Origin of the sequence: Lysinibacillus sp. NPDC056220, from assembly GCF_049315265.1 — a bacterium.
GTDB lineage: Bacteria > Bacillota > Bacilli > Bacillales_A > Planococcaceae > Lysinibacillus > Lysinibacillus pinottii.
In genome coordinates, this window is record NZ_JBMOXD010000002.1 from 934,157 (window position 1) to 957,011 (window position 22,855).

Sequence of the window (22,855 nt, forward strand, 5' to 3'; positions counted from 1 at the left end):
ACATTTGAAGCTATACGCTAATTAGTAATGACCAGCACTCTCAAGGAGAGGCTGGTCATTTTTTATTCTCTAGCCTACTTTTAGCTTTCTAGCTGTACCAATGCCTTTTGTTTTCACCTTTACCTCAATATGCACGGGGAGATTGGGGTAAAGCGTGGCCCAATCTTTTTTAATACGTTTCCATGCCTGATGGTCTTCGCGATGTAGTACCTCACTAAACTTTAAAATATCAACCTGATAGGTTTTTTGAATAGTGTGAAATGTTTGTTCTAAATTCGCTTGAACTAACTTGCTTGTTTCTTTATTAAGAGTATCAATAGTTTCTGGCTTTGTTAGATCCAATGGACAACTTATTTCCGCTATATTTTGTTCAAGTTCAACCTGTACATGGATGGAGGGTTTATCATTTTTAAAGCTGCCAGTAACTTTTGTAGAAGAATTTAAAACTTCCGCTGATATTTTCCCCTTTTCCGAACAAGGGACTTTTTGAACGGTACCTTTTATATGGTTGTGTAAGAAATTATAGCCTCTGCTTTCTTCCTCTGATAAGAAGCCTATAAGCTTATAGTTTTTAAAAACAGCAAGTCCACCGTATTGTAAATTAGCAGGACTATCCATTTTTTCGATGTTGGAGCTACTCTTTCCTGCATCTGCATCTCCATGTATTTGAATGGAGGGCAGAACAGCACTATGATCAATACTCCCTAAAGAATTGATTAAATCGTCTAAAATCACTGATTCAGTTGTTCCCAATGCATCTTCAGAGTCCTTTAAGGATTTTAACAATTTACTGGCAGGAATATCTTCTAACGGTGTTAATATACTTAAAATATCTTGCGCTGTTGATTCATGGGCAACAATAATATTAAAATCACTTCTTCCCTCAGGGTCCCTTTGAAATAAATCTAAAATACTATTCATACCATATTCAGCCATTTCTTCACCAATAATAATAACTTGAGTATGTGCATAATAGGGTTTCCTTGGCGTCTGCGTTGTTAATTTCCGAATAGCTTCGAATAAGGTTTTCCCTTTTGCGTGATAGGTAACAACAGGGACTTGAAAGCTTGTTGAATTCTTCGTCGCTATTTGACTTGGGTTAACGATTTGAATGGATAGCTCTATAAATTCGTCTGTTTTATCGACCCCAACAGCAGTGACAATAGCTAATTCATTTAACTCTCGCTTATTCCAACATCCAGTTAACAACAAAACGGTTAGAAGTAGGAGAAAGAATGACACCGTGTGTTTAATGATTGGCACCTCCTCTAGGAAAAGGGCTAAGACATTTCCGATACTAATTAGGATAAGCAAATAATAGGGAAAATAAACAAGAAGAGGAGTACGGGGGAAATTTTTTTAGAGGACAAAAGCGTCTATTAATAGAAAAAAGTATATACATCATTTTAAATAGGAGGAAAAAAGGGATGCGATCATTATTAAATGGAGTAGAGGCCATTTTTATCCCGATAAAGGACCCTCAATTATCAGTTAAATGGTATGAGGAAAAGCTTGGGTTTAAGCTTTTAAATATAGAAGAAGACGCAGCGGTCATGAAAATAGGGGAACAATCTGTTACGGTCGTATGTTTAGTCAAAACGGAGAATCATCAACCATTACATTTTCCAGATAATCATTTTGGGGTAGGGAAATACTTCAATTTCCTATCTTCAACTATTGAAGATACCTACCAATCACTAGTAGAGCAACAAGTGGAAGTAAATCCTATCGGAGGAGAAGGACAAATAAAATTTTTCACCTTCTATGATCTAGATGGAAATCCTTTAGGGGGTTGCCAATCATAAGCGGGTCACTGTTTATAACAGTGACCCTAGTAACAAATCTAGGAGGTGTAAGGCTAATTAGCTTTACACTACTATCATATACATAAATATTATATCGAAATAGTTAATTGCCTGGGAAATAGATAGAAAATTAAGAATTGTTTTAAAAATGATTTGATTATACTTTACTTTTTAACAATGTGAAGATAATGGATTGTTTCAAAAGCGGATAGATAATCAGTTTGATGTTGAAAATAAAGCTGTTGAATTGCAGATAGAGATAGATGAGTAGCCCTGATTGATCTAGTGTCTTCTTCATTTCCTCATAGCATGAGTTCATTGGTTCACCACCAGCTGCCGCCATCTTCACCATATTCTCTACTCTGTTAGAGATACCTTTTTCCTAAATAACGATTCATCACCATAGTCCAAGACAAGTGAACTGCCTACTATAACTAGGGCAAAAAGATGGTCTATTAAGCTAGCCAGTTGTTCTTTCGTTAAGTAATAGGAGACACCTAAGTGACTAAAAAATGTTTTTTTATACTGAAAGCCTTGTTTCAAAAGAGTCACTTTTCTCGTAATTGTGAGTCTTAATTGGCACCCACTTCATTCTGCAAAGTCGTCGGATGAAGTTGATTCATGTAAAAGAAAAGATTCTCAGCAAGGAGCAATCCCGAGGAAGTGGAAATGCACCGTAGACTTCTGGTGAATGATATATGTGCTACAACTGCAAATGGGAAATTTCATACCTCTTTTTACAGCAACCATCTCCATTCAAAGACACTGGAAAAGGCAGCTATACAATGTCAAAAGGGAGGTATAACTTTCCGTTATTACTAGGTGGGGCAGCGGGATTTTGCTATTCAAGTAAAAGCTTAAAAAATATTTTTAAATTTTATGTAACTTATCGCAACGTCAACCGTCTACCTTACTAGTAGAATACAAAAACTAAAGCAAGCTAGTAACATTCACTTTTCACAAAAAGGCCAGGATTCACTTATTCCGTGATTTCCTGGTCTTTTTGTGCAGACAATCCTATTTTATACGAAAAAATAGGACAAATAGTGAAACTTTTTAGCTGTTTTTTCGTATTCATAATTGAATCTAAAGCTAAGCAATATTATTAGTAAGATTCACTTTCACTTAAAAGGCTAGAACTTACATAATTATGTAGGCATCTAGTCTTTTTTGTTGGCTTTCTACTTTTATGAAAATCATGAACTTTAGAAAATTACATAGCAATGAGTAAATCCTATGCTCGAAAAAACAAGAATTCCCCCAAAAATTAGATTGGAAAATATTTTAACTTGTTCAACGCCTTAACTTAGCGTAGTATTAATACGAATCAAAACTAAGTAAATTAGTAAGATTCACTTTCACAATAAAACCAGGCGCTCTTCTATGAGGAGCATCTGGTTTTTTGTTTTTATCTGAGATTTCAAGAACATTAATTTATGAGGCAAGCTAGCCTTATCTTACAAACGTAGCCATACTTCCAACAAGTTATTTTTTGTTAATCGAATGTCATTAGTTGTGAAAAAGAGGCGAGAGCTGAAATTCCCATGGCCCGTTTTGCCATAAAGGGATAGATTTTTTGAGCGAACCGAATTTTACAAATTATTGTTTAAATGGGTATTGTTGGATTTTTTAAAATTATAAATCAATTTTTAAATGGTAATAGTTGTCACTATAGAGGTTAGACAAAGGATGCATCAATCGAAAAAATTAATCGGTCTTTTAGTCATTGTATATGTTTGTACATTGTTAGTTTTACCCTCTACAGATGGATTCGTTTCGGAATAATTGATGGAGGTTCTATTATAATTAGCTTTATTTCCTTATTCTTCTTCGGGTAACCATAGCGATATTAAAGAAGATAAAGATGAACTGGATAAGCATATTGAAGCACACAATGCTAAAATTGGATAGTATGTTTTAATGATTTTAGCTTGTCTAATTTTTTTTGCTTCAGAGGGTGTCTCCAATTTAAATGACATGAAAAATTATCCTTTGTTCTTAGTCGTTGGGTTTACATTGGTCATATCACCTATCATAGAATTTATTTATTCAAAAAAAGTTAGATAACTGACAGTATTTGTTTAAGCAAAAAGGGAGGAATCGTTTTGTTAAAAACAGTACAAATTATTTTATCAACGATAGGCATCACGCTTTCCATTTATGGACTTATTACATATGAATACCGCCTAAATTTCTTAATGATCCTTTTCCTAGGTTTATTTATGTTAATATTAGGAATTAAAGAGTTTGGGAGAGAGAGAAAATTATATGGTTGTTTTCTAGTTGGCGTATTTATATTTTCGGTGTATGTGTCTATACAAAGCTTCATATTAATCTAAAAAGTTGAATTCTGGACCTTAAAGATAGTGCCAAGAAAATTTTTCTAATTAAAAACATGTTGCAATTATGGATGTTTTATTTTAGTATTTTAATATTGTGTCAAAAATATAATATAATATTTTTCTTCTTATCAAGAGAGATGGAGGGACTGGCCCGATGAAATCTCGGCAGCGGAACTATTAAGTTACTGTGCCAAATCCAGCAAGCAATGTCCTTGATAGATAAGAGGAGCGTTTTAACTATAAGGCCTCTTCTTGTTATTTCAAGATGAGGCCTTTTTTATGGTGAAAAAACAAAAATAGGGCTGATTTTTAATTTTTGGGAGGTAAACAATGAGGAGAGAGAATCCATGGGCGCTAATCCCATTTGTTGTTTTTATAATTTTATTTATTGGTTCAGGGGTTATGACGGGTGATTTTTATGCCTTCCCTGTTATTGTAGCTATTAGCATTTCGGGAGCTGTGGCTCTAGCGATGAATCGAAAAGAATCGTTTTCACGGAAGGTTGATATTTTTTGCCAAGGTGCTGGAAATTTAAATGTCATGCTGATGGTTATTATTTTTCTATTAGCAGGGGCATTTTCAGAGGTAGCCAAGGGGATGGGGGCCGTAGATTCCACTGTTAACTTTGCATTATCAATTATTCCTCAAAACTTGCTTGTTGTAGGTTTATTCATCATTGCCTGTTTTATCTCTCTATCCATGGGTACGTCAGTGGGGACAATTGTTGCACTGGCGCCCATAGGAGTTGGGATAAGCGATCAGACTGAGCTATCTATTGCTTTAGTGATAGCAGCGGTTATAGGCGGTTCAATGTTTGGTGATAATTTATCTTTTATTTCAGATACTACTATTACTGCCGTTCGTTCACAAGGAGCGCAAATGAAGGACAAATTTAAGGTCAATTTTTGGATTGTATTGCCGGCAGCTATGGTTACGAGCATTATTTTAGGGTTTATGACATCCGGTGGAACAGCTCAAGTAGAGCATTTAAGCTATAATTGGGTAAAAATTGTTCCCTATGTTTTAGTGATTATTTTAGCGTTATCGGGAATGAATGTTTTCCTCGTTCTTGCATTAGGGATTGTCCTCGCCGGTGCAGTTGGCTTAGCAGATGGCAGCTATCACCTAATGAGCCTTATACAAAAAATTGGCGAAGGAATGGAAGGTATGTTTGAAATCGCCTTTCTAGCTATATTAATAGCTGGAATGGTGGAGGTTATTAAATTTAATGGAGGAATTGACTTTTTGCTCCGCCTTGTAACACGCAGGATTAAATCGCAGAAGGGCGCTGAATTAGGTATAGCTGGTCTTGTGGGCCTAACTAATTTATCTACAGCCAATAATACAATTGCTATTTTAATTGCTGGGCCGCTTGCCAAAAATATTGCTGATCAGTATGAGATTGAGCCGAAAAAGTCCGCAAGTATTTTAGATATTTTCTCCTGTACGGTTCAAGGTCTTCTCCCATACGGAGCTCAATTCCTAGTAGCCGCAAGCGTTGCCAAAATATCGCCAGTGAGTATCTTACCATACTCGTTCTATCCTATTCTTATTGGTATTTGTGGTATGATAGCTATTCTCATTGGGTACCCGAAAGAAAAGAAGGCCTAAACTTTTCTTTCAGACTGTAGACAAAAGTCATCGAGAAGTTCACTCTCGATGACTTTTGTCATTTTTAATATTTGAGTAATATACTACCAAACCTAACATGCTCCACTCTTAGGAAGCAGTCAATTTTTTAGGGGATAATTCATTCCAATACGGAGCCCATTACAATGGAAAGCCCGGTTGTCCGTTAATTGGAGCCAAATATTCGGAATGAGCTATTACTTTCTTGCCTGAATTAAAGTAAACCAATCGTTGCCGTTGAACTTTCCTGCAACATTGTATATGGGCTGATAGAAACCTTTTGTATCATACATATACGAAAGCTCAATTGAATCAATCTCTATATGGTCTCCTTTTTTTATAATAAGGTCTTCCTCCTGAACGAGCGCATTATACTTTATTTGAGGAAAATCGCCTTCCTTGATCCGTTCATATACCTCTGTAGGAGATAGTATGTTTACCTCTCGTATAAATTGATTTTCATGAAGGCTGTAGGTTAATGAATACACGTGACCATCCGGTTTAAGACCAAGACTAACATCCCCAGTCCAGTAATCTTTATGTACATCGGTGCGGTCTGGTAATGTCCATTCAAATTCACCATTCTCCTGTACAGCAAATTCTGCATCTTGAGGTAGTAAAGCAAGTTCATCCATCAATGATTTCGCCTTATCTTCTTGCCCTACAGCTGAAGTTTGCTCTGGGGTATAATTATTTTCGGTTAACCACCATTGGCCCTCGGAATCATTTGTAATCAATGTATAGGGGACCTCATTTTTATCTTCCAATAAAGTCTCGTCATTGTCCTGGTTATTAGATGTATTCACCTCTAATAATCCTAATTTCTGTTGTAACAGGTCTTTTACGTCATCATTTTTAACGTTTTTCTTAAAGACAGGAGCAACAATTGATGCTGCGCTTAATTCCAATGAAGTGGATACATGAACATCTGACATTTTTGATTTTGTATAAGCGTTTATTGCTAAATGACCAAACTCTTGTTGGGCGTAGACAATGCTCATAACGATAAAAATTAAGCCCATCAATAGGGGGATAGCAAGGTTTCCAATCAGACTTTTCACCTTGACCTTTTTGTGATTGGAAATAGAAACTGCAAGTTTGTATAATTGATAGCCAATAATACCCCCAAGTGAGTTATTGATTAAATCATCAAGCTCAAAAATCCCTGCTCCTGAAAGTGTTTGATATGTTTCAATAGAGGCTGTTGCCCCCACCACTACTAGAAGTAGCCACTTAAACTCTTTACATTTAGCCATAAGTAAAGGCAAGAACATTCCTAATGGCACAAACATTAATATATTAAATAGACAATTTTGGAGATCACGTAAAGAGTATTTTTTCCACGCGTCTATATAACCGCTGAATGGTTGTAGGTTCATCTGCATGTAATGTGAAGTGCCACGACCAATAACTGTTAGCTCTAAAACAAACACAATATATCCGATAAACATTGCGCCAAGAAGAAGCTTCTTTACAGGGATTTGTTTATGGCGATCTGTTCGTCGCCTTTGATAATAAAAGTAATAAAGTGCAATTAGTAAAAACTCAAAGCCAATAATTAGGATGACTGGCAACATCAAAATTTTAATATTGCTCATGATTTCTGCAATTCCCAAGGTGTGATACTCCTTTATCAAATAATAATTTTCAAATGCTACATCTCAGGTGAGAGAATTCTTAGTAATGTCGACTTTTATAGTGTAAATGGAAATTATTAATAATTAGAGAGAATATTTATGAAGATTTCTTAAGAAAAGCGGAAAAGCCCAAGCACGCAATTGTTTTGTGCCTGAGCAAATTAGACATAAGGTTTTTGGATGGCTTTTTAATGTATAAACAAAAACACAATAATAGGGATTATTAATGATGGCAAAAGATTTAAGGTATTACATTTTTTTATACCTAAAATACTTAAACCAGACGCTAATATCAATATACCTCCTATAATCGTCAATTCATTTAGAAGGTCAGTATTGATGGAATTCTCCATTAAACTAGCTATTAAGTAAATGGAGCCTTGCCATAGAAATAATACAATACCTGAAATAGCTATCCCAATACCGAATGTAGTGGCCAAAACAATCGAAGTAATTCCATCCAATATACCGTTCGTAAGCAGATAGGTATAATCTTTCTTTAATGCAGCCTCTATTGGACCTAATATAGATAATGATCCAATACAAAATAATAAAATCGCCGTCGATAATCCTTCAGCTAAATTCCCCTTAGAGTATTTATTTACTAACGTATTAAATTTTGATTCTAAATTAAGTTTTTGACCTAATAATCCGCCTATAGCTAGACTGACAATAAAGAGTACCGGATATTTACTGGCAGGTAAATGTTGAACTAGTGCATTTATACCTATTCCCATCGCTGCTAATCCCATGGCCTGCATGAGGATTTGATGGTATTCATCCTTTATCCCGTTTTTGAAAATACTTCCAACGATGCTTCCGACTATAATCATCATTGTATTAAATATCGTTCCTAACATTTTTCATTCTCCTTTAAAAATTGTTCTTACGTAAAAAAATAAACCCTCCTGTAAGGGGAGGGTCAACATTTTATTGGTATTTGTATTTCTGTCAAGTAATCTTCTTTACTTCCTGAAATGTAATGGTCAATTATTGTTCTTTCAATAGAATCTCCGATTACTTGGAAACCGTGAGCTTTAATAAAATTCAGTAAGGATTTATAATGTACAGGAGAATGACTATGATTGCCATTAAAATAAATACAGGCATATTTTCCTGCGGGTAGCGTGGTCAATAAAGGACTTTGCCGATCCTCTTCCTCGACTACAATAAATATAGAGTTGTATTCATGAAACTGGTTATCCAATAGATGGCAACTACTTACGGTTAGGCCAACGCCTCCAATAAATATAGAAGAATTCATATTGGACAAATTCTCTAACTGTCTCAGAGAAACTTCCAATTGTGGTTCAGAACTGATTTTTTCCATTAATCGTACGATTCTTCTCTCTTGTTTTTCCATGATGAAAGGGACTCCCAATGCCTTTATCTCTTGTGCTAATTTAATATCCTTAATTCGATCTTGGAACCTTCGTTTAATTCGTTCTAGTTCTTGGATTTTTTCCTCGGTTAATCGTTTCTGTTCCTCTAAGAGATGCAAAAAGTCGTCGATATCTCGGTGATCCAAATGTCCTTTAATTTCCTTTAATGAAAAACCTAATTCCTTTAAATAATGTATAGTATTTAATTGCTCAAATTGTTCTGTTGAATAGTATCTATAACCGTTGTTTTTATCTGTGTACATAGGCTTTAATAAATCAATTTCATCATAATATCTAAGGGTTTTTATGGTGGTTTTATGTAGCTTTGCCATTTCTCCAATTGAAAATCTATTCTTCATTTAAAACTTCCTTTAAAAAACGTCCTATTATCATTATAGTACTTGATTTTGTCCATGAACCCAATAAAATTTAGTATTTCATCAGAGCATCCATATGCTGGTGAGTTTGTTTGGACCAAATCCTAGGATACGAACTGCGGGATCAAGGGAGGGGAGATAAGTGAATGTGTTTAACAAATTGCCCATTGAAAAGAACCGTCGTTGGAAGAAAGGAATGTCCAATGACGGTTCTATCTGTTGACTGTATAAAATTATTACCACTAGCATGAATCAAAATTTTTAGGTGATACGATCTTTGCTTAATTTTTGTCTTTCAAGGCCCAATCATTGTGTATGATGTCTTGTAGAACATTTTTCAATTGAATAAATTGCTGTTCTGAAATATTAGATTGCTTCATGACCTGACGTGATACCTCAGGTAGCTTTCGACGAACCTTATTACCTTCCTCTGTTAAATAGATTTGCATTTGTCGTTCATCATCTTTGGAACGTTCACGACAAATGTATCCCTTTGCTTCTAATTTTTTTAGTAATGGTGTTAATGTACCTGAATCTAAAAATAAACGCTGTCCTAATTCTTTCACTGTTATTTGTTCGTTTTCCTCCAATGCTAAAATGGTAATATAACCCGTATATGTTAAATCATATGGCTTTAATAATGATGTATAGTGTCGAATGATTTCCTTTGATGTGGCATACAAAAGAAAGCATAGTTGATTATCTAAATGATTAGGCATAAAAATCCCCTCTTCATGTTCTTCTATTAACATTTATATTAAAAATAAAATTCCTACTTGTCAAACGCAATTAAATTGTGTACAATTCAATTTGTAAAAATTAAATTGTTTACAATTTAAAATATTGGATATAGAAAAGGAGTTTTGATGATGAAAGAATTATACTCAACTACTATGATTAATGAGGGTGGGCGTAGTGGTACATCCTATGCAGAGGATCAATCACTATCTTTAAAAATTGCACCCCCAGGTTCAAAATTAGACAATGTGACAAATCCAGAACAATTATTTGCTGCGGGTTATAGTGCCTGCTTTAATAGTGCGTTAGATTTAATTAAACGCCAAAAAAAGCTTAAACATGCCTCAACGATTCAAGTAACCGTTAAGTTAATGGAGCAAGCTACTTTTGATTATGTACTTGCTGTGGACATCGAAGGTCATATTGAAGGGGTAGAGTTGGAAGAGGCACAGCAATTATTAGAGCTAACACATACTGTATGTCCTTATTCAAAAGCGACAATGGGCAATATCAATGTAACAATTAAAGCAGTTTAAATTTTTTGAAAAAGAGGGAAATCATATGTTATCAACTACAACAGTAAAACAAGTTATGCAGGCACGTAAATCTGTTCGTAAATACAATGCGAATACTAAAATATCTCGTGAAACAATCATGCAGCTACTACAAGACGCTACTTCAGCTCCTTCTTCAAGCAATATGCAACCATGGCGATTTATTGTTATTGATGATAAGGAAATACAAAAAAATATTAATTTCTTTTCATTCAATCAAGAGCAAATCGAAACTGCCTCTTCTATTATTGCTGTCATTGGCGATATTGAGATGTATGTAAATGCTGAGGAAATCTATGCAAAAAATGTGGAGTTAGGTTATATGCCAGAAGAGATTGCCAAAAAACTGGCACAGGACGCATTCACAATGTATAGTTCAGCTTCGCCTAAAACATTAGAAAATATCGTCCACTTTGACGCTGGCTTAGTGTCCATGCAAATTATGCTATTGGCGAAAGAAATGGGTTTTGATACAGTTCCAATGGGCGGATTTGATAAAGCTAAATTTGCGGAATACATGGAATTACCTGCAAATGAAATACCTATTTTATTATTAGCAATTGGTGAAGCGGCGGCACCTGCTTATGGTTCTTCACGTCTTCCAATTGAACGTCTTGTAAGATTTAATCGATAATGAATAATAAAACAAAGCACAGTCACTAAGAGGCTGTGCTTTGTTTCGGTATTTGTACTTTTGGGAGTTACCTATTTTTCTTGTGGAAGAATTCCTTTGCCATTGCTATGCGTTCACTAGGCAAGGTGCGATTAAGCTCTTCTTCTAACCATGCAATTGTTTTCCCTCGTAAATAGTTCCGCATCTGTTCTTCAGCTTCTAACATTACTATATTAATGGTGCAATCAGATGTGGCTGACGGACAGGAATCACAATTTCCAGTTTTGTTTGCAAAATTCGCTTTAATGTTCTTACATTGAAATATGGGACTTTCACCCTCTACAGCCTTTACAACATCCCAAAAAGAAATATCTTCAGGCCTCTTACTAAGCCTATATCCTCCTTTAACACCAGATACTGAACTGACAATACCTGCTTTAGATAGCTTACCTAATACTTTTGATAAATATGTTTCGGATAGTCCTTGAAATTCGGATAGATCCTTGATTCCGATACTTTCCTCTGGTGGCACATCTATTAAATAGACAAGACTGTGTAATGCATACTCTACCATGACGCTATATTTCATTCATATCACCTACTTCTAATCCCTTTAGAAAAACTTACATGTATCTTGTATATTATCATATCTTAAAAATACTTCATCTAAATTAAATCAGTTTGACAAAAATTAAAAACAGGCTTATATTAAAGACAATGATAATCAACGATTAAGTTAATCGGCGATTATTGTCATCCTTGATTTCTTGTGGGGAGACCGTATAGTGAGTAAATTTAATCGAAACAAGTGGTTTTCAAATTCTTCCTGCTCAAGGATGGCATGGTTGAATATGCATGAAATTTACTAAATTATCATCAAAATCAAGGAATTTAATTGAATCGGAGGAGTGTAACATGAAACAACGTATCGATTATTATGACATTGCACCTGATGCAATGAAGATAATGATGGAAATGGAGAAATACACGAAAAAGAATAGTATTGATAGAAAACTTCGTGAGCTCATTAAAATTCGTGCTTCACAAATTAATGGTTGTGCGTTCTGTATTAACATGCACACGGCTGATGCCAAAAAAATGGGGGAAACTGAACAACGTCTATACTGTATAAGTGCTTGGAGAGAGTGCACATTCTATTCAGAAGAAGAAAAGGTCGCTTTAGAATTAACTGAACACATTACTTTAGTGTCTGAAATGCGTGTACCTGATGATGTATATAAACGAGTTCGTAATTATTATACAGAGAAGGAATATGTCGATTTAGTAATTCTCATTAACCAAATCAACAGCTGGAATAGAATCTCGATTGCTATGGGCAACTTCGCCGAGTAATATAAAAAATTGGTTCTAAATGAATCTGGAGTAGGTAGAAATGTTGATAAAGCAGCATTTCTGCTTTTTTTATTTCTAATCGGAAATCAGCTTAATCGAATTATCTAATGAAATGGGGGAAATCATGTTCCACGTTTGGACTGAGTAAATATGATTCCCTTTTTATTTCCAATGTAACCTCACTACGACAAACTTCTATTATATATCCACATTTCTCTGCAATTTTATTAATACTTTCACCTTAATAATCCTGTACCGTCGTACAAGTTAACATATATGTGAAAACTTGAATCTATTTATTTTTTCCTTTTTTTTGTTTCCAAAAATTTAATCTTGTCAAAAAGCAAACGTTTGTTCTAATATGTATACAAACAGATGTTCTTACATAGGATAAGTGCAGAGAAATCTATTCGTAAAATGGGATAAAGTCAGGTTCCCTGAAGCCGTTACCAGTACGCACAGTTGTAGGAATGGAAACTAAAGTTACATTAAATTAAAGTGATTAGCCAATTTTAAAAATTTTGAGAGATAGTGGAGGAAACTACGATGAGAGAGCAACTGATTAAAGCTATGCAACGCAATCAATTAGTGGACATTATGTATATAGCCAAAAATGGCTCCGTCACAAAAAGACGTGTAAGAGTCATTAAAATTGTTGGCGATTCATTTCAAGCATTTTGTTTTACGAGGCAAGCAAAGCGTTCCTTTATCATCCAAAATATTCTCGCTGTTACTCCTGTTTTCCGAAAAGAGCGTGAGGTTGTATGAACTATGAAGAAATGCCGAATAGACCTATTATGTGTATCGATATGAAGTGCTTTTATGCTAGCTGTATCGCCATGCTACATGGAATCGATATTTTAGAAACGCCTGTCGCTGTAGTAGCTAATTTCGACCAACCCGGCAGTGTAGTCCTTGCTGCATCACCATTGATGAAGGAAAAATATAAAATCAAGACCGGCAGTAGGCGTTACGAAATTCCGAAGCATCCAGATATCCAATTATTTGAACCTAAAATGTCCTTTTTTATACAGATGTCCATGACCATTACTAAGCTCATTGCTAATTATGTTCCTGTGGATGCCATACATGTTTACAGTGTAGACGAAAGCTTTGTTGATTTAACGGGTACTGAAAAGCTTTGGGGATCACCTGAACAGGCAGCTCGAGAAATACAGGCTGCGATTCTGGATCAATATAATGTACCAAGTGCTGTAGGCTTAGGTCCCAATATGCTAATGGCTAAATTGGCATTGGACCTTGAAGCGAAGAAAACTGGTTTTGCTCAATGGACATATGATGATATTCCCAAAAAGCTTTGGCCAGTAAGACCCTTATCTGAAATGTGGGGAATTGGCAAACAAATGGAAGCCAACCTAAATAAGATGGGGATTCAAACAGTTGGTGGATTAGCCAATGCAGATTTGAATGACTTAGAAGAGCGATTTGGTGTTATGGGCAATCAGCTATATCACCATGCATGGGGAATCGATTTATCAAAGCTAGGGGAACCGTTAATTACTAATGGAGCATTAAGCTTTGGAAAGGGTCAAATGTTAATGAGAGATTATCATACACGAAAAGAAATATCGATAGTGCTGTTAGAAATGTGTGAAGATGTCATGAAGCGAGCGAGAGATGCAGGTTTTGTTGGGCGTACAATCAGCCTGGGTCTTTCATATAGCCGAAATGCGATGACCAAAGGGTTTCATCGATCTAAAACGATTGATACACCAACAAATGAAACACTTGTTATGTATAAAACGTGCATAGAATTGCTGGATGAGTACTTTGCGGGAGAACCAGCAAGGCAGCTAACGGTAAGGATATCCAATCTTGAGAGGGAGCATAGTATCCAGTTGGATTTATTTGATGAAAGAAAGCCCCAACGGCAGCTCATTGGACCTACGATGGATGCTATACGCAACAGGTTTGGAGCAACAGCGCTGTTACGAGCGGTTTCATTTACTGGGGCAGGGACAGCCATCAAACGTGATCGCTTAGTTGGCGGCCATTTGGCATAGGAGTGATTGGATGATAAAAGACAGAGGTAATATAAAATGGGCGTCTATGATGATGCCAGAGCATTTGGACCTACTAAGGGAATGTAAAGAAGTCTATACAACGCAACCGAGAGAGCTGACAGAATGGGAACTGGAAGAGTTACAGCAAACCATTGATACAGCCTATCAGCAGCAGCAAGACGTTCAATTAAATGTTTGGAGCGATGGAAAAGTAATGCATTGGACGGGAATCATTCATACCATCAATCTATCGACAAACGAACTGTTACTTGAAACACTACTGACAATAAAACGTGTTCCTATCCATCTTATTCAATCAGCTCAACTAGAAGCTGATTATTATGATTAAAGCTGAACAACGCCAGCTAGTACACCAGTATTTATTATTGGAATTAGCTGTAAAGTCAGTACAGCATGATTATCGATTTGCTGAACAATTTAAAATGAAAATCGTGTTTGTACCCTTAATGGATGCATTATTAAAAGATTTGCGCCAAGACTATTTTAATCTCAAAAGACAGCTTAGCCAGCAACATATACGAGTGGTAGGCTGGCATCGTGTAGATGAATATTTTAGCGATGTACAAATTGCAACGGCAGGTAATGATGTAGTCCTCCGCTATGCTAATCAGGCATTGAAAACACAGGTGGAAAAGCTCGTCATCCGTTATCTCGATAAATGATTGGTTTTTGAAATGAGCCCTAGGTTACCATATATCAAAAGGGATATTTTGGGGGATGATTCTATTTATACAGCTACTAATAGGGATTATTATGCTGTGAATAGTCTTGTGAGTGAGGGGCACGAGGAACATGTTAAGGAAGAGCTAGCTGTTTTTAAAAGTATTGAATCGGTTATGCCTAAATCTTATTTTCAAGATTTGCCTGACAATCAAAACAGTCATATTTTTATCGCTAAGAACAAATGTTTGGGAGTTCAATACCAATGCAATTGCATTTTATAAACATATAGGAATGAGGGGGATAAGTAGAAAAATGAACATGAATATTTGAAGCTGTGGCAAACAAAGATAAACCAGGTGCTCTGAGAACCTGGTTTTTATTCTTCATTCATTGTATTGCTTCATAAGTTCCTGTAATTTGCTTTTAATTTGTTCTCGTACTATTGGAGGATGTTTTACATTAGCCTCCATGCCTAAGCCTAGAAAAAAATGGACTAACCACGGTGTAAAGGAAGAGTTCACTGTTGCGAGTATCTTCCCATGTCCGTTCTCACGAAGCTCTATCCATTGGGATAACCATAGTTCGGATTGACAACGTCTTACTCCTTCTGGGGTTAAATCTACCTCAAGATTGAACATATTTTCTTCGTGCGCTGGTATAATCCACGACTTGATGTGCTCATTCGTCATATCTAATTTCAAACTTTGATCTTCAGCAAAAGAAAAATCTTTCACCCGATCTATTCGAAATACTCGGTAATCCTCTGCTAGGAAACAATAAGCCTGACAGTACCATAACCCGTTCATCGTATAGATTCCAAGAGGTTGAATCGTTCTATTTTTAGTAGTAGCGGATTCATACAAGATTGTGACGACCTGTTGTTGAAGTGCAGCATCCAATAATTCCTTTAAAAAGGGCACCTCTAATTCATGAGGAGGTACCCAGAAAAGAAGACGTTGCTGCATACTTTCAATCTTTTGCTTTAGCTCACTTGATAAATAGTAGAAAAATTTATCTAATGCAGTATTTACTTCATTTTTGAAGGGGAGAGCTTTGTAATTATGTAATGATTGGCAAGCAAAGAACAAAGCAATTGCCTCGTGTTCGGTAAAGCTGATAGGTGGTAGCACTTTTTCACGCAAAACACGGTAACCACCATTAGGCCCAGCTTCGGAATAAAGCGGGACACCTAGTTCACTCAGTTCCATTAAATCACGAATCATTGTTCGGCGTGAAACACCACATTCTTCAGCCATCTCCTGAATAGTAAACTTTTTACGTTCATTGACCTTCATCATGAGCTGAATAAGTCTTTGAGCCTTGTGCATGGAAAGCTCCTCCTCCTAAAAAACTAAATTAATAGTGACAATAGTTGTCACCATTATCCCGTATAGTAAAACTCGAAGTCAATGTTTATAAAGCTTTGACATCATGACAGGATACACATGGACCTCATCATCAAAAGCCGAAAGGAGATAAAAAATGGAACTAGAAAAACAAAACTATGTAATGGAAGTTGTTTTATTTGAACTGAAGGAGGGGATTGACAAGCATCGTTTTTCTCAGGCGGCTGCGGCACTTACGGAGTTACTAAAGCTTGAAATATCAGGATTTAAGGGCCGCACTTTGCTACATACATTCAATGAAAATCAATGGACGGACATCATATATTGGGGTGATATGGATAGTGCTCGAAGTGCTATGGAGAAGCTGAAGTCTATGTCAGCATTTCAAATTTTTGTCTCTATGATTGATTCACGGGAGATTACACAAAGACTTCTAGTTCCGGCTAATTTAAACGAATTGAACTATAACTAAAGGGGAATGGACATGGCTGACACATTTGAGGGTAAATATACAACCGATTTCTTTCATCAATTCATAAATATATTACAGGATGAATACCCTGCCTTTGATTCACATAAGTTCATGAATTTAATTTATGACGACGAATGGGAAACGAAAAAATTCAAACAACGTATTAGGCATATTAGTACTTCTTTACGGACAACTTTACCGACATCCTATCGTCAGGCATTATCTATATTGATACAAATGGCACCTAAATGTAAGGGAGTGGAATATTTATTTTTGCCTGATTTTGTCGAAGTAAATGGACTAGATGATTGGCAAGCCTCCATTCATGGATTAGAGGTGTTTACGGAATTTTCTAGCTCAGAGTTTGCTGTTCGGCCTTTTATTGTAAAAGACCCACAAAAGATGATAGATCAAATGTTAGAGTGGGCGAGTCATCCAAATCCTCATATCAGGCGATTAGCTAGTGAGGGGTGTCGCCCTAGGCTACCTTGGGCATCTGCATTGGAAATTTACAAATTGGATCCGTCACCAATCTTACCGATATTGAACCTGCTCAAACAGGATCCATCTGTCTATGTACAGAAAAGTGTCGCTAATAATTTGAATGATATTTCCAAGGATCATCCCGAACTAGTGAAACGGCTTGCGCGTGAGTGGCACGGAGAAAGTTCAATCACCGATTGGATTATTAAGCATGGATGTCGTGGTTTATTGCGAAAAGGAGATGCTGAGGTACTTTTCTTGTTCGGCTTTGACAGCTTTCCAGACGTAACCGTCCATGAGTTAACACTAGGAAAAGAAAGGTTGTCGATTGGACAAACCCTTGATTTTGCATTTACTGTTCAGACAAATTCTACTACACCACAGAAGCTCCGAATCGAATATGGGATAGATTTTGTCAAAGCGAATGGAGCGACTTCAAGAAAACTATTTAAAATAACGGAACGTATCTTCGAAAAAGAGGGTCACCAATATACACGGCGTCACCATTTTAAAGACTTGACAACCCGCAAGCATTACCCAGGCCAACATAAGCTAGCCGTAATTATAAATGGAAAAGAGCTCGCTACAACCGAATTTTGCGTGGAACACTAAAGTAACCATACTGAAAAATGGGGAACAGAAGATGAACAATGTAACAATAAGTGGCTTAGGATCAAGGGGGGCAACATTAGCCAGTGTGCTACTTAAAAGGGCTATCAAGTGACTAGATGGAATCGATCAATAGCAAAAGCAGAATCTAAGTAGACCACACGTGATAGGTCGCTTATTTCATAGAAGAAAACTATAAAACGCTTAGGGGTCACTGAAACGGAGGGAGTGACCCATTTAACTAGAGGTTATTTAAAATATTGTGGTTTTTCCACTTTAATAGAGGCTACTTCTCCGCAGTCTTTACAAAAGGTAACAATAAACGGGGACCCAACTGAAAAGACAGAATCAATAGGTCTAATATTTCCTTGATTAAAATCGCCACCAACTTGTCCAATCGTAAAAGAATCATGACCACAGGACTTGCAAACCACCTTTTTATCTTCCACGCTATCACCTCTTTATGTAATATATGTAAATTGTATCATAAAAAGGAGAATGTGACATGCAAGCTTACATTCCAACATTATTCGCGACTTGATATCGACATATTTCGGAGGATTTACTCGGAATTTGAAAAATAATTTTGTAGTAATATAGGGTATATAAAGATGGAGGAGGTTTTATATGCCTGATTTATTGCTAATCCTTTTTTTATTAAACCTTTCTATATTTCTTTTGCATGAAATGGATGCGATAAGGCGCTCAGAGTGGCGATTATTTATCGTATTAAAAGATATGAAAGATTCAAAGGCTTATCAAGTATTCATAGTTATACATCTTTTTCTTTATGTCATTATTCTTTCCCTACTATTCAGTCCATATCAAACAATAACTTTTTGGGTTCTTGATATATTCTTTATCATACATACAATCCTACACTTATTATTTGAAAGACATCCTCGAAACGAATTTAAAAATACGTTTTCAAGAGCTATCATTTATCCCATGGGATTTCTTGCGACAATCCACTTATTCTTTTTAATAAATGTTTAGATATAATCGTATAAGGTACTATGGATTACCTTTTTTACCCATGAGGATACATGGAGCAAGTAGAATATGCTGAAGCTAGCTGGTACAAAGCTAATAATGAAAAGCCCTATACGGAAGTATAAGGCTTTTCGGCATGAACTAACATTTAGAAAATCTGTGTTAATTCCGAATTTACAAACTGTTCTGATAGTTCCTGAAGCTATGCGTCCATAAGCGCTATATACTTCGCCATTTTGATTAGGAACAATTTCAACTTCATACTGAAGCTAGCTTCCAACGCCTGGAGCTAGAAGCTGATTAGATATTTTTTCCAATCAGCTTCTATTTTTAGCTTTTTCCGTTTCTACTTTTTTACTTCTAAGTAGCAATGCCATGAATATAAAACTTGCTACCCAAAAGGAAAAGAATAAATTTTCGAACAATGCCCAATTATCGTTTTTGAAATAATCCCAAATCATTGTAATTAAAAACAGGGTTACAAGGAAAGCAAAATACAGTAATTTTCCTAATGTGGTCAACTGAAACACCTCTTATGTAAGTTATAATGGTGTAACTCATCACTTATAAGGAGGCTGTGACGGTCAACTAGCGCCACAGCCATAATCAGTGCGTGCGATACACTTCATTATAGTGTGTGTCATTTATGGTTACTTATACATAAAGAAACAGCTGTAACGTCGTCGCACGCTACAGCTTAGATTGTGTATAAATTAATGATGCGTATCTTTAAGGCCAGAACTATGTGCATTTGGCATAACTGGTACTGGGAATCCTGCAGTGTTGAGTCTAACACAAAGTTAAATGGAGCATTAGGATAGCCCATTTCAACAAACTTTCTACACTTAGGATATTGGCATACACCCAAGAGAGCATCGACAGCTAAAGATGATTGTGCACCCAATATCATGGTATGGGTATACATGTCTAACCGCTTCTCTGAAGGAGCTTGGTCCATACCTTTGTTCTACATGGAAAACGCCACGAAGTAAATCACCATATTGTGTTTCTTTGCCCCTGAAATTAGAGCTGTGAATTGCATCATGATTCTCATTTTACCTTAACGACCATCTAATATTTCTTGCAATACACGTGCTGCTTGTTGATCCGGTTTATCAGGTTTAATGAGGTTCATTAATTCTTCTTTGTAAATAATTTACATGCCTCGATTAGGGGAAATAAGGTTTATTTTTCAGGATAATTCACATGTAATGGTGGTGGTACAAGCCAACCTTTATTTTTGTTAAGACGCAGTAGTTTAGCACCGATAAGAGCTTTTGCAGTATGGAACTGGCCATACATTAAAGCAATATCCTCTCGAGTGGAAGTGCCCATTGCCTGACTACATGCAACTAATCCAGCCGCTAGGTCTACTGACAGTGCAGCACTAATTTCTGGATCATTAAATTTAGCACCAGCAGGGATATCTTCCATTCTTGCTACAGGTCGTTCAGGTGAAGCAGGTGGTAAAGCAACACCATTCGTTTTTAGAATTTTTTCTAATTGCTTTACTTCATCCCTACATGTTTCGATGATATCTTCAATAATTTTTTTAAGATCTTCATCCCCAGCGTGATTATAAAACGTTTGATAGCCTGAAATCATACCATAATCAGCAATTAAATTTGACCAAACACTAAAAACTTCACCGTAATGCAATGGTTCATCTTTTGGATTTCCACCAAGAATACCCATACTTTCACTTCCTTTTCTGGTTTTCACCTTTATTTAACCAAAGGTAGTATGAGTGAAAAAAGAAATGAAATACCCTTTTAAAAAAATTATTTGAGGTATTAATAGTTGTTAGAACATTTATTGTATTAACGGCTAGCACAGAAAGAAGCCACAGCGATCGAATCACTGCAGCTCTTTAAGTAGTGAGACACTACGCAGGTTTTATATTGGCTGTTTATTGTCAAATTATACGTTATATTTTTATCGGGAAAAATAAAGTTAAAAGTATAGAACATCACTAGAAGGATAAGTTAAAACTTATTGAAGTGAATAAATTGACAAAAGAAAAGGAAAAGAATGAATTAGAGCAAGGAGAAATTGGATGGGAATTGAATCCTAAAAAACTCGAAATAAAAAAGAAAAAGAGCAAAAGAAATAAGAGATAATGCCACAAACCTAGGTTTGTGGCATTATCTCTAAAGAAAGAGGAGTTAATATGGACAAAGATTTAATGTATGGTGAAGACTATAAATTTATTCCGGCAACTTCTATTGGGAGTGGTGTTGGTATAGAAGTAGTGCCTGATTTATATCAATATACTATTCAAATCGTAAATATTGTGCTTTATGGTGACCCAAATACAAAAGAATTTGTACTCATTGATGCAGGAATGCCCAAAAGTGCAGAGGAGATAATATCGGTAGTTGAGGAACGCTTTGGCTCCAATGCTCAGCCTAAAGCGATTATTCTGACACATGGTCATTTTGATCATGTGGGAGGGATTATCGAACTAATAAAACGATGGAATATCCCTGTCTACGCTCATGCTTTGGAAATACCCTATTTAACTGGAACACAGGACTATCCAGTAGCTGACCCTGCTGTAAGTAGCGGATTGGTGGCAAAAATGTCTCCTATTTTTCCAAACGAAGCCATTAATTTAGGGGAAAACATTCAAGCAATCCCATCAGATGGTAGTGTCCCATTTATGCCAGATTTTCAATGGATTCACACCCCAGGGCATACGTCAGGTCATATATCATTATATCGTGAAAAGGATAAAGTACTTATTGTTGGAGATGCATTTGTGACTGTCAAACAAGAATCTCTTTATAAAGTTATTACACAGACAAAGGAAATTAGTGGTCCCCCTAGATATCTAACAACGAATTGGCAAGCCGCTCGAAAATCTGTTGAAAAATTAGAAGCTTTAAAACCTTCTGTGGCGATTACAGGTCATGGATTACCAATGGAAGGTAAAGAATTGGCAAGGGAACTAAAAAAACTTGTAGATCATTTTGAACAAATTGCTCTCCCAAAACAAGGTAAATATCTTAATTAATATTTTTGAATAACGTAGCATTTTCTTGCACATTTAAATAGGTCAGCATGAATTATGTCTTTTATGAATGCTGAAGAAGTGTATGAGGTACAGTTTTACTATACAGAGAATTGGACTATCAGGAACATGGATTAATGGTGTTTTTAAGTAAACGGACTGATAACTAAAATAGATAAAACGGCAAAATCCATTTATTATGTTTGGATTTTTGCCGTTTTTTATTGTATTACCACTTTTTTGAAGTAAACATTTAAAATAATTTTAAATTATTTGCAACCTTTTGTGACCTTTATACGAGGATAGGTTGAAAGGTGGGAAGAGATGGAACTTGAAACAATATATATCACCTATATGAATGATATATATCGCTATTTATATTCACTTACGAAAAATCATAGTGCAGCGGAGGATTTGCTTCAGGACACATTTACAAAAGCGCATATTACCCTTCTTGGTCAAGAAATTCAAGACATCAAACCTTGGCTTTTTAAAGTAGCTTACTATACATATATCGACAGTACACGAAAAGAGAAGCGGTATGTAACTTCCGACAAAATTGATCAAATGCATTTCAATACACCAGAGCAAATCATCGTTGAACAAGATGCTTATTTAAAATTAATCAACCTACTTGAACAAATTAAACCAATCGAAAAGCAAATTATTTTGTTATGTGATGTACATGACTGTACAAATGAGCAAGCTGCAAACATTTTGCAATTAAACGTGAATACGGTGAAAAGTCATTTAGCGCGAGGTCGCAAAAAAATGCGCGTACTCATTAAAAGGGAGGAATAA

At 35.9% G+C, this 22,855-nt stretch carries 25 protein-coding genes, 2 pseudogenes and 1 riboswitch; of the genes and pseudogenes, 15 read left to right on the forward strand and 12 right to left on the reverse strand.

Annotation, left to right across the window (positions count from 1 at the left end; genetic code table 11):
- Window positions 1-69: 69 nt before the first annotated feature.
- The gene (locus ACOZBY_RS09600; protein WP_155273062.1) at window positions 70-1,263 is read right to left on the reverse strand and encodes a Ger(x)C family spore germination protein; all 1,194 of its coding nucleotides are present in this window, start codon (window positions 1,261-1,263) and stop codon (window positions 70-72) included.
- A 164-nt stretch (window positions 1,264-1,427) separates the two neighbouring features.
- On the opposite strand from ACOZBY_RS09600, the gene ACOZBY_RS09605 reads away from it, so the two are divergent.
- Complete coding sequence (locus ACOZBY_RS09605; RefSeq protein ID WP_036216645.1) at window positions 1,428-1,805, forward strand: VOC family protein; 378 nt, start codon at window positions 1,428-1,430, stop codon at window positions 1,803-1,805.
- Between the two features lie 164 nt (window positions 1,806-1,969).
- Here ACOZBY_RS09605 and ACOZBY_RS09610 read toward each other — a convergent pair.
- Window positions 1,970-2,351: pseudogene (locus ACOZBY_RS09610) on the reverse strand (SAM-dependent methyltransferase); the annotation flags it as partial.
- Between the two features lie 1,559 nt (window positions 2,352-3,910).
- On the opposite strand from ACOZBY_RS09610, the gene ACOZBY_RS09615 reads away from it, so the two are divergent.
- Together ACOZBY_RS09615 and ACOZBY_RS09620 are read left to right on the forward strand one after the other, a co-directional pair.
- Window positions 3,911-4,144 (forward strand): DUF3953 domain-containing protein, encoded by a 234-nt coding sequence (locus ACOZBY_RS09615; RefSeq protein WP_422762115.1) that lies wholly within the window; start codon window positions 3,911-3,913, stop codon window positions 4,142-4,144.
- Window positions 4,145-4,269: 125 nt separating this feature from the next.
- Window positions 4,270-4,373: riboswitch (SAM riboswitch) on the forward strand.
- Between the two features lie 104 nt (window positions 4,374-4,477).
- Window positions 4,478-5,758: a Na+/H+ antiporter NhaC family protein gene (locus ACOZBY_RS09620; protein ID WP_197150200.1), complete on the forward strand. Its 1,281-nt coding sequence runs from the start codon at window positions 4,478-4,480 to the stop codon at window positions 5,756-5,758.
- A 215-nt stretch (window positions 5,759-5,973) separates the two neighbouring features.
- On the opposite strand, the gene ACOZBY_RS09625 is transcribed toward ACOZBY_RS09620, so the two are convergent.
- From ACOZBY_RS09625 to ACOZBY_RS09640, 4 genes are all read right to left on the reverse strand, one after another.
- Window positions 5,974-7,392 (reverse strand): VanZ family protein, encoded by a 1,419-nt coding sequence (locus tag ACOZBY_RS09625; protein ID WP_422762117.1) that lies wholly within the window; start codon window positions 7,390-7,392, stop codon window positions 5,974-5,976.
- Between the two features lie 209 nt (window positions 7,393-7,601).
- Window positions 7,602-8,273, reverse strand: a complete 672-nt coding sequence (locus ACOZBY_RS09630) for a DUF554 domain-containing protein (protein WP_289448893.1) — start codon at window positions 8,271-8,273, stop codon at window positions 7,602-7,604.
- Window positions 8,274-8,335: 62 nt separating this feature from the next.
- Window positions 8,336-9,154 carry a MerR family transcriptional regulator gene (locus tag ACOZBY_RS09635; protein ID WP_422762120.1) on the reverse strand — a complete coding sequence of 273 codons (819 nt, stop codon included), beginning with the start codon at window positions 9,152-9,154 and terminating at the stop codon, window positions 8,336-8,338.
- A 299-nt stretch (window positions 9,155-9,453) separates the two neighbouring features.
- The gene (locus ACOZBY_RS09640; protein ID WP_036161909.1) at window positions 9,454-9,891 is read right to left on the reverse strand and encodes a MarR family winged helix-turn-helix transcriptional regulator; all 438 of its coding nucleotides are present in this window, start codon (window positions 9,889-9,891) and stop codon (window positions 9,454-9,456) included.
- Between the two features lie 150 nt (window positions 9,892-10,041).
- Here ACOZBY_RS09640 and ACOZBY_RS09645 point away from each other — a divergent pair, with 150 nt between their 5' ends.
- Entirely contained in the window at window positions 10,042-10,446 is a 405-nt protein-coding gene (locus ACOZBY_RS09645) for an Ohr family peroxiredoxin (RefSeq protein ID WP_031417875.1), read from the forward strand.
- A gap of 25 nt (window positions 10,447-10,471) precedes the next feature.
- Window positions 10,472-11,098, forward strand: a complete 627-nt coding sequence (locus tag ACOZBY_RS09650) for a nitroreductase family protein (RefSeq protein WP_422762122.1) — start codon at window positions 10,472-10,474, stop codon at window positions 11,096-11,098.
- A gap of 67 nt (window positions 11,099-11,165) precedes the next feature.
- Here the strand turns inward: ACOZBY_RS09650 and ACOZBY_RS09655 are convergent, their stop codons facing one another.
- On the reverse strand, window positions 11,166-11,666 hold the full coding sequence (locus tag ACOZBY_RS09655) for an Rrf2 family transcriptional regulator (protein WP_031417873.1): 501 nt from the start codon (window positions 11,664-11,666) through the stop codon (window positions 11,166-11,168).
- 326 nt (window positions 11,667-11,992) lie between these two features.
- On the opposite strand from ACOZBY_RS09655, the gene ACOZBY_RS09660 reads away from it, so the two are divergent.
- The 5 genes from ACOZBY_RS09660 (at window position 11,993) to ACOZBY_RS09680 (ending at window position 15,137) form a co-directional block, all read left to right on the forward strand.
- On the forward strand, window positions 11,993-12,430 hold the full coding sequence (locus tag ACOZBY_RS09660) for a carboxymuconolactone decarboxylase family protein (RefSeq protein ID WP_012294779.1): 438 nt from the start codon (window positions 11,993-11,995) through the stop codon (window positions 12,428-12,430).
- 546 nt (window positions 12,431-12,976) lie between these two features.
- Window positions 12,977-13,198 (forward strand): transcriptional regulator, encoded by a 222-nt coding sequence (locus ACOZBY_RS09665; protein WP_197150202.1) that lies wholly within the window; start codon window positions 12,977-12,979, stop codon window positions 13,196-13,198.
- The gene (locus ACOZBY_RS09670) at window positions 13,195-14,454 is read left to right on the forward strand and encodes a DNA polymerase thumb domain-containing protein (protein WP_200990429.1); all 1,260 of its coding nucleotides are present in this window, start codon (window positions 13,195-13,197) and stop codon (window positions 14,452-14,454) included. Before ACOZBY_RS09665 ends, ACOZBY_RS09670 begins: the two co-directional genes overlap by 4 nt.
- 10 nt (window positions 14,455-14,464) lie before the next feature.
- Entirely contained in the window at window positions 14,465-14,803 is a 339-nt protein-coding gene (locus ACOZBY_RS09675; protein ID WP_197150204.1) for a YolD-like family protein, read from the forward strand.
- Entirely contained in the window at window positions 14,796-15,137 is a 342-nt protein-coding gene (locus ACOZBY_RS09680) for a hypothetical protein (protein ID WP_012294775.1), read from the forward strand. Before ACOZBY_RS09675 ends, ACOZBY_RS09680 begins: the two co-directional genes overlap by 8 nt.
- Window positions 15,138-15,521: 384 nt before the next feature.
- On the opposite strand, the gene ACOZBY_RS09685 is transcribed toward ACOZBY_RS09680, so the two are convergent.
- Window positions 15,522-16,466 carry a helix-turn-helix transcriptional regulator gene (locus tag ACOZBY_RS09685; protein ID WP_197223635.1) on the reverse strand — a complete coding sequence of 315 codons (945 nt, stop codon included), beginning with the start codon at window positions 16,464-16,466 and terminating at the stop codon, window positions 15,522-15,524.
- Between the two features lie 154 nt (window positions 16,467-16,620).
- On the opposite strand from ACOZBY_RS09685, the gene ACOZBY_RS09690 reads away from it, so the two are divergent.
- Both ACOZBY_RS09690 and ACOZBY_RS09695 read left to right on the forward strand, forming a co-directional pair.
- Entirely contained in the window at window positions 16,621-16,956 is a 336-nt protein-coding gene (locus tag ACOZBY_RS09690) for a hypothetical protein (RefSeq protein WP_281487097.1), read from the forward strand.
- Window positions 16,957-16,968: 12 nt separating this feature from the next.
- Complete coding sequence (locus tag ACOZBY_RS09695; RefSeq protein WP_422762126.1) at window positions 16,969-18,051, forward strand: DNA alkylation repair protein; 1,083 nt, start codon at window positions 16,969-16,971, stop codon at window positions 18,049-18,051.
- A 245-nt stretch (window positions 18,052-18,296) separates the two neighbouring features.
- Here ACOZBY_RS09695 and ACOZBY_RS09700 read toward each other — a convergent pair whose 3' ends face one another.
- On the reverse strand, window positions 18,297-18,497 hold the full coding sequence (locus tag ACOZBY_RS09700) for a hypothetical protein (RefSeq protein ID WP_012294770.1): 201 nt from the start codon (window positions 18,495-18,497) through the stop codon (window positions 18,297-18,299).
- A gap of 178 nt (window positions 18,498-18,675) precedes the next feature.
- On the opposite strand from ACOZBY_RS09700, the gene ACOZBY_RS09705 reads away from it, so the two are divergent.
- On the forward strand, window positions 18,676-19,044 hold the full coding sequence (locus ACOZBY_RS09705; RefSeq protein WP_036215909.1) for a DUF6713 family protein: 369 nt from the start codon (window positions 18,676-18,678) through the stop codon (window positions 19,042-19,044).
- Window positions 19,045-19,358: 314 nt separating this feature from the next.
- On the opposite strand, the gene ACOZBY_RS09710 is transcribed toward ACOZBY_RS09705, so the two are convergent.
- The 3 genes and pseudogenes from ACOZBY_RS09710 to ACOZBY_RS09720 form a co-directional block, all read right to left on the reverse strand.
- Window positions 19,359-19,562 carry a hypothetical protein gene (locus ACOZBY_RS09710; protein WP_031417866.1) on the reverse strand — a complete coding sequence of 68 codons (204 nt, stop codon included), beginning with the start codon at window positions 19,560-19,562 and terminating at the stop codon, window positions 19,359-19,361.
- A gap of 192 nt (window positions 19,563-19,754) precedes the next feature.
- Window positions 19,755-20,176 (reverse strand): annotated as a pseudogene (locus tag ACOZBY_RS09715) (hypothetical protein).
- A gap of 50 nt (window positions 20,177-20,226) precedes the next feature.
- Window positions 20,227-20,736: a DUF3231 family protein gene (locus ACOZBY_RS09720; protein ID WP_012294768.1), complete on the reverse strand. Its 510-nt coding sequence runs from the start codon at window positions 20,734-20,736 to the stop codon at window positions 20,227-20,229.
- A 475-nt stretch (window positions 20,737-21,211) separates the two neighbouring features.
- Between ACOZBY_RS09720 and ACOZBY_RS09725 the strand changes: the two genes are divergently transcribed.
- Together ACOZBY_RS09725 and ACOZBY_RS09730 are read left to right on the forward strand one after the other, a co-directional pair.
- The gene (locus ACOZBY_RS09725; protein ID WP_031417865.1) at window positions 21,212-22,057 is read left to right on the forward strand and encodes an MBL fold metallo-hydrolase; all 846 of its coding nucleotides are present in this window, start codon (window positions 21,212-21,214) and stop codon (window positions 22,055-22,057) included.
- A gap of 321 nt (window positions 22,058-22,378) precedes the next feature.
- Window positions 22,379-22,855, forward strand: a complete 477-nt coding sequence (locus ACOZBY_RS09730; protein ID WP_031417864.1) for a sigma-70 family RNA polymerase sigma factor — start codon at window positions 22,379-22,381, stop codon at window positions 22,853-22,855.

Excerpts from the sequence above, each read along its gene's own strand:
- ACOZBY_RS09655 (WP_031417873.1), bottom strand. The coding sequence starts at position 11,666 with ATGAAATATAGCGTCATGGTAGAGTATGCATTACACAGTCTTGTCTAT.
- ACOZBY_RS09705 (WP_036215909.1), top strand. The coding sequence starts at position 18,676 with ATGCCTGATTTATTGCTAATCCTTTTTTTATTAAACCTTTCTATATTT.
- ACOZBY_RS09680 (WP_012294775.1), top strand. The coding sequence starts at position 14,796 with ATGATTAAAGCTGAACAACGCCAGCTAGTACACCAGTATTTATTATTG.
- ACOZBY_RS09695 (WP_422762126.1), top strand. The coding sequence starts at position 16,969 with ATGGCTGACACATTTGAGGGTAAATATACAACCGATTTCTTTCATCAA.
- ACOZBY_RS09635 (WP_422762120.1), bottom strand. The coding sequence starts at position 9,154 with ATGAAGAATAGATTTTCAATTGGAGAAATGGCAAAGCTACATAAAACC.
- ACOZBY_RS09725 (WP_031417865.1), top strand. The coding sequence starts at position 21,212 with ATGGACAAAGATTTAATGTATGGTGAAGACTATAAATTTATTCCGGCA.
- ACOZBY_RS09670 (WP_200990429.1), top strand. The coding sequence starts at position 13,195 with ATGAACTATGAAGAAATGCCGAATAGACCTATTATGTGTATCGATATG.
- ACOZBY_RS09685 (WP_197223635.1), bottom strand. The coding sequence starts at position 16,466 with ATGCACAAGGCTCAAAGACTTATTCAGCTCATGATGAAGGTCAATGAA.
- ACOZBY_RS09640 (WP_036161909.1), bottom strand. The coding sequence starts at position 9,891 with ATGCCTAATCATTTAGATAATCAACTATGCTTTCTTTTGTATGCCACA.
- ACOZBY_RS09730 (WP_031417864.1), top strand. The coding sequence starts at position 22,379 with ATGGAACTTGAAACAATATATATCACCTATATGAATGATATATATCGC.
- ACOZBY_RS09660 (WP_012294779.1), top strand. The coding sequence starts at position 11,993 with ATGAAACAACGTATCGATTATTATGACATTGCACCTGATGCAATGAAG.
- ACOZBY_RS09605 (WP_036216645.1), top strand. The coding sequence starts at position 1,428 with ATGCGATCATTATTAAATGGAGTAGAGGCCATTTTTATCCCGATAAAG.
- ACOZBY_RS09630 (WP_289448893.1), bottom strand. The coding sequence starts at position 8,273 with ATGTTAGGAACGATATTTAATACAATGATGATTATAGTCGGAAGCATC.
- ACOZBY_RS09650 (WP_422762122.1), top strand. The coding sequence starts at position 10,472 with ATGTTATCAACTACAACAGTAAAACAAGTTATGCAGGCACGTAAATCT.
- ACOZBY_RS09645 (WP_031417875.1), top strand. The coding sequence starts at position 10,042 with ATGAAAGAATTATACTCAACTACTATGATTAATGAGGGTGGGCGTAGT.
- ACOZBY_RS09675 (WP_197150204.1), top strand. The coding sequence starts at position 14,465 with ATGATAAAAGACAGAGGTAATATAAAATGGGCGTCTATGATGATGCCA.
- ACOZBY_RS09720 (WP_012294768.1), bottom strand. The coding sequence starts at position 20,736 with ATGGGTATTCTTGGTGGAAATCCAAAAGATGAACCATTGCATTACGGT.
- ACOZBY_RS09620 (WP_197150200.1), top strand. The coding sequence starts at position 4,478 with ATGAGGAGAGAGAATCCATGGGCGCTAATCCCATTTGTTGTTTTTATA.
- ACOZBY_RS09690 (WP_281487097.1), top strand. The coding sequence starts at position 16,621 with ATGGAACTAGAAAAACAAAACTATGTAATGGAAGTTGTTTTATTTGAA.
- ACOZBY_RS09665 (WP_197150202.1), top strand. The coding sequence starts at position 12,977 with ATGAGAGAGCAACTGATTAAAGCTATGCAACGCAATCAATTAGTGGAC.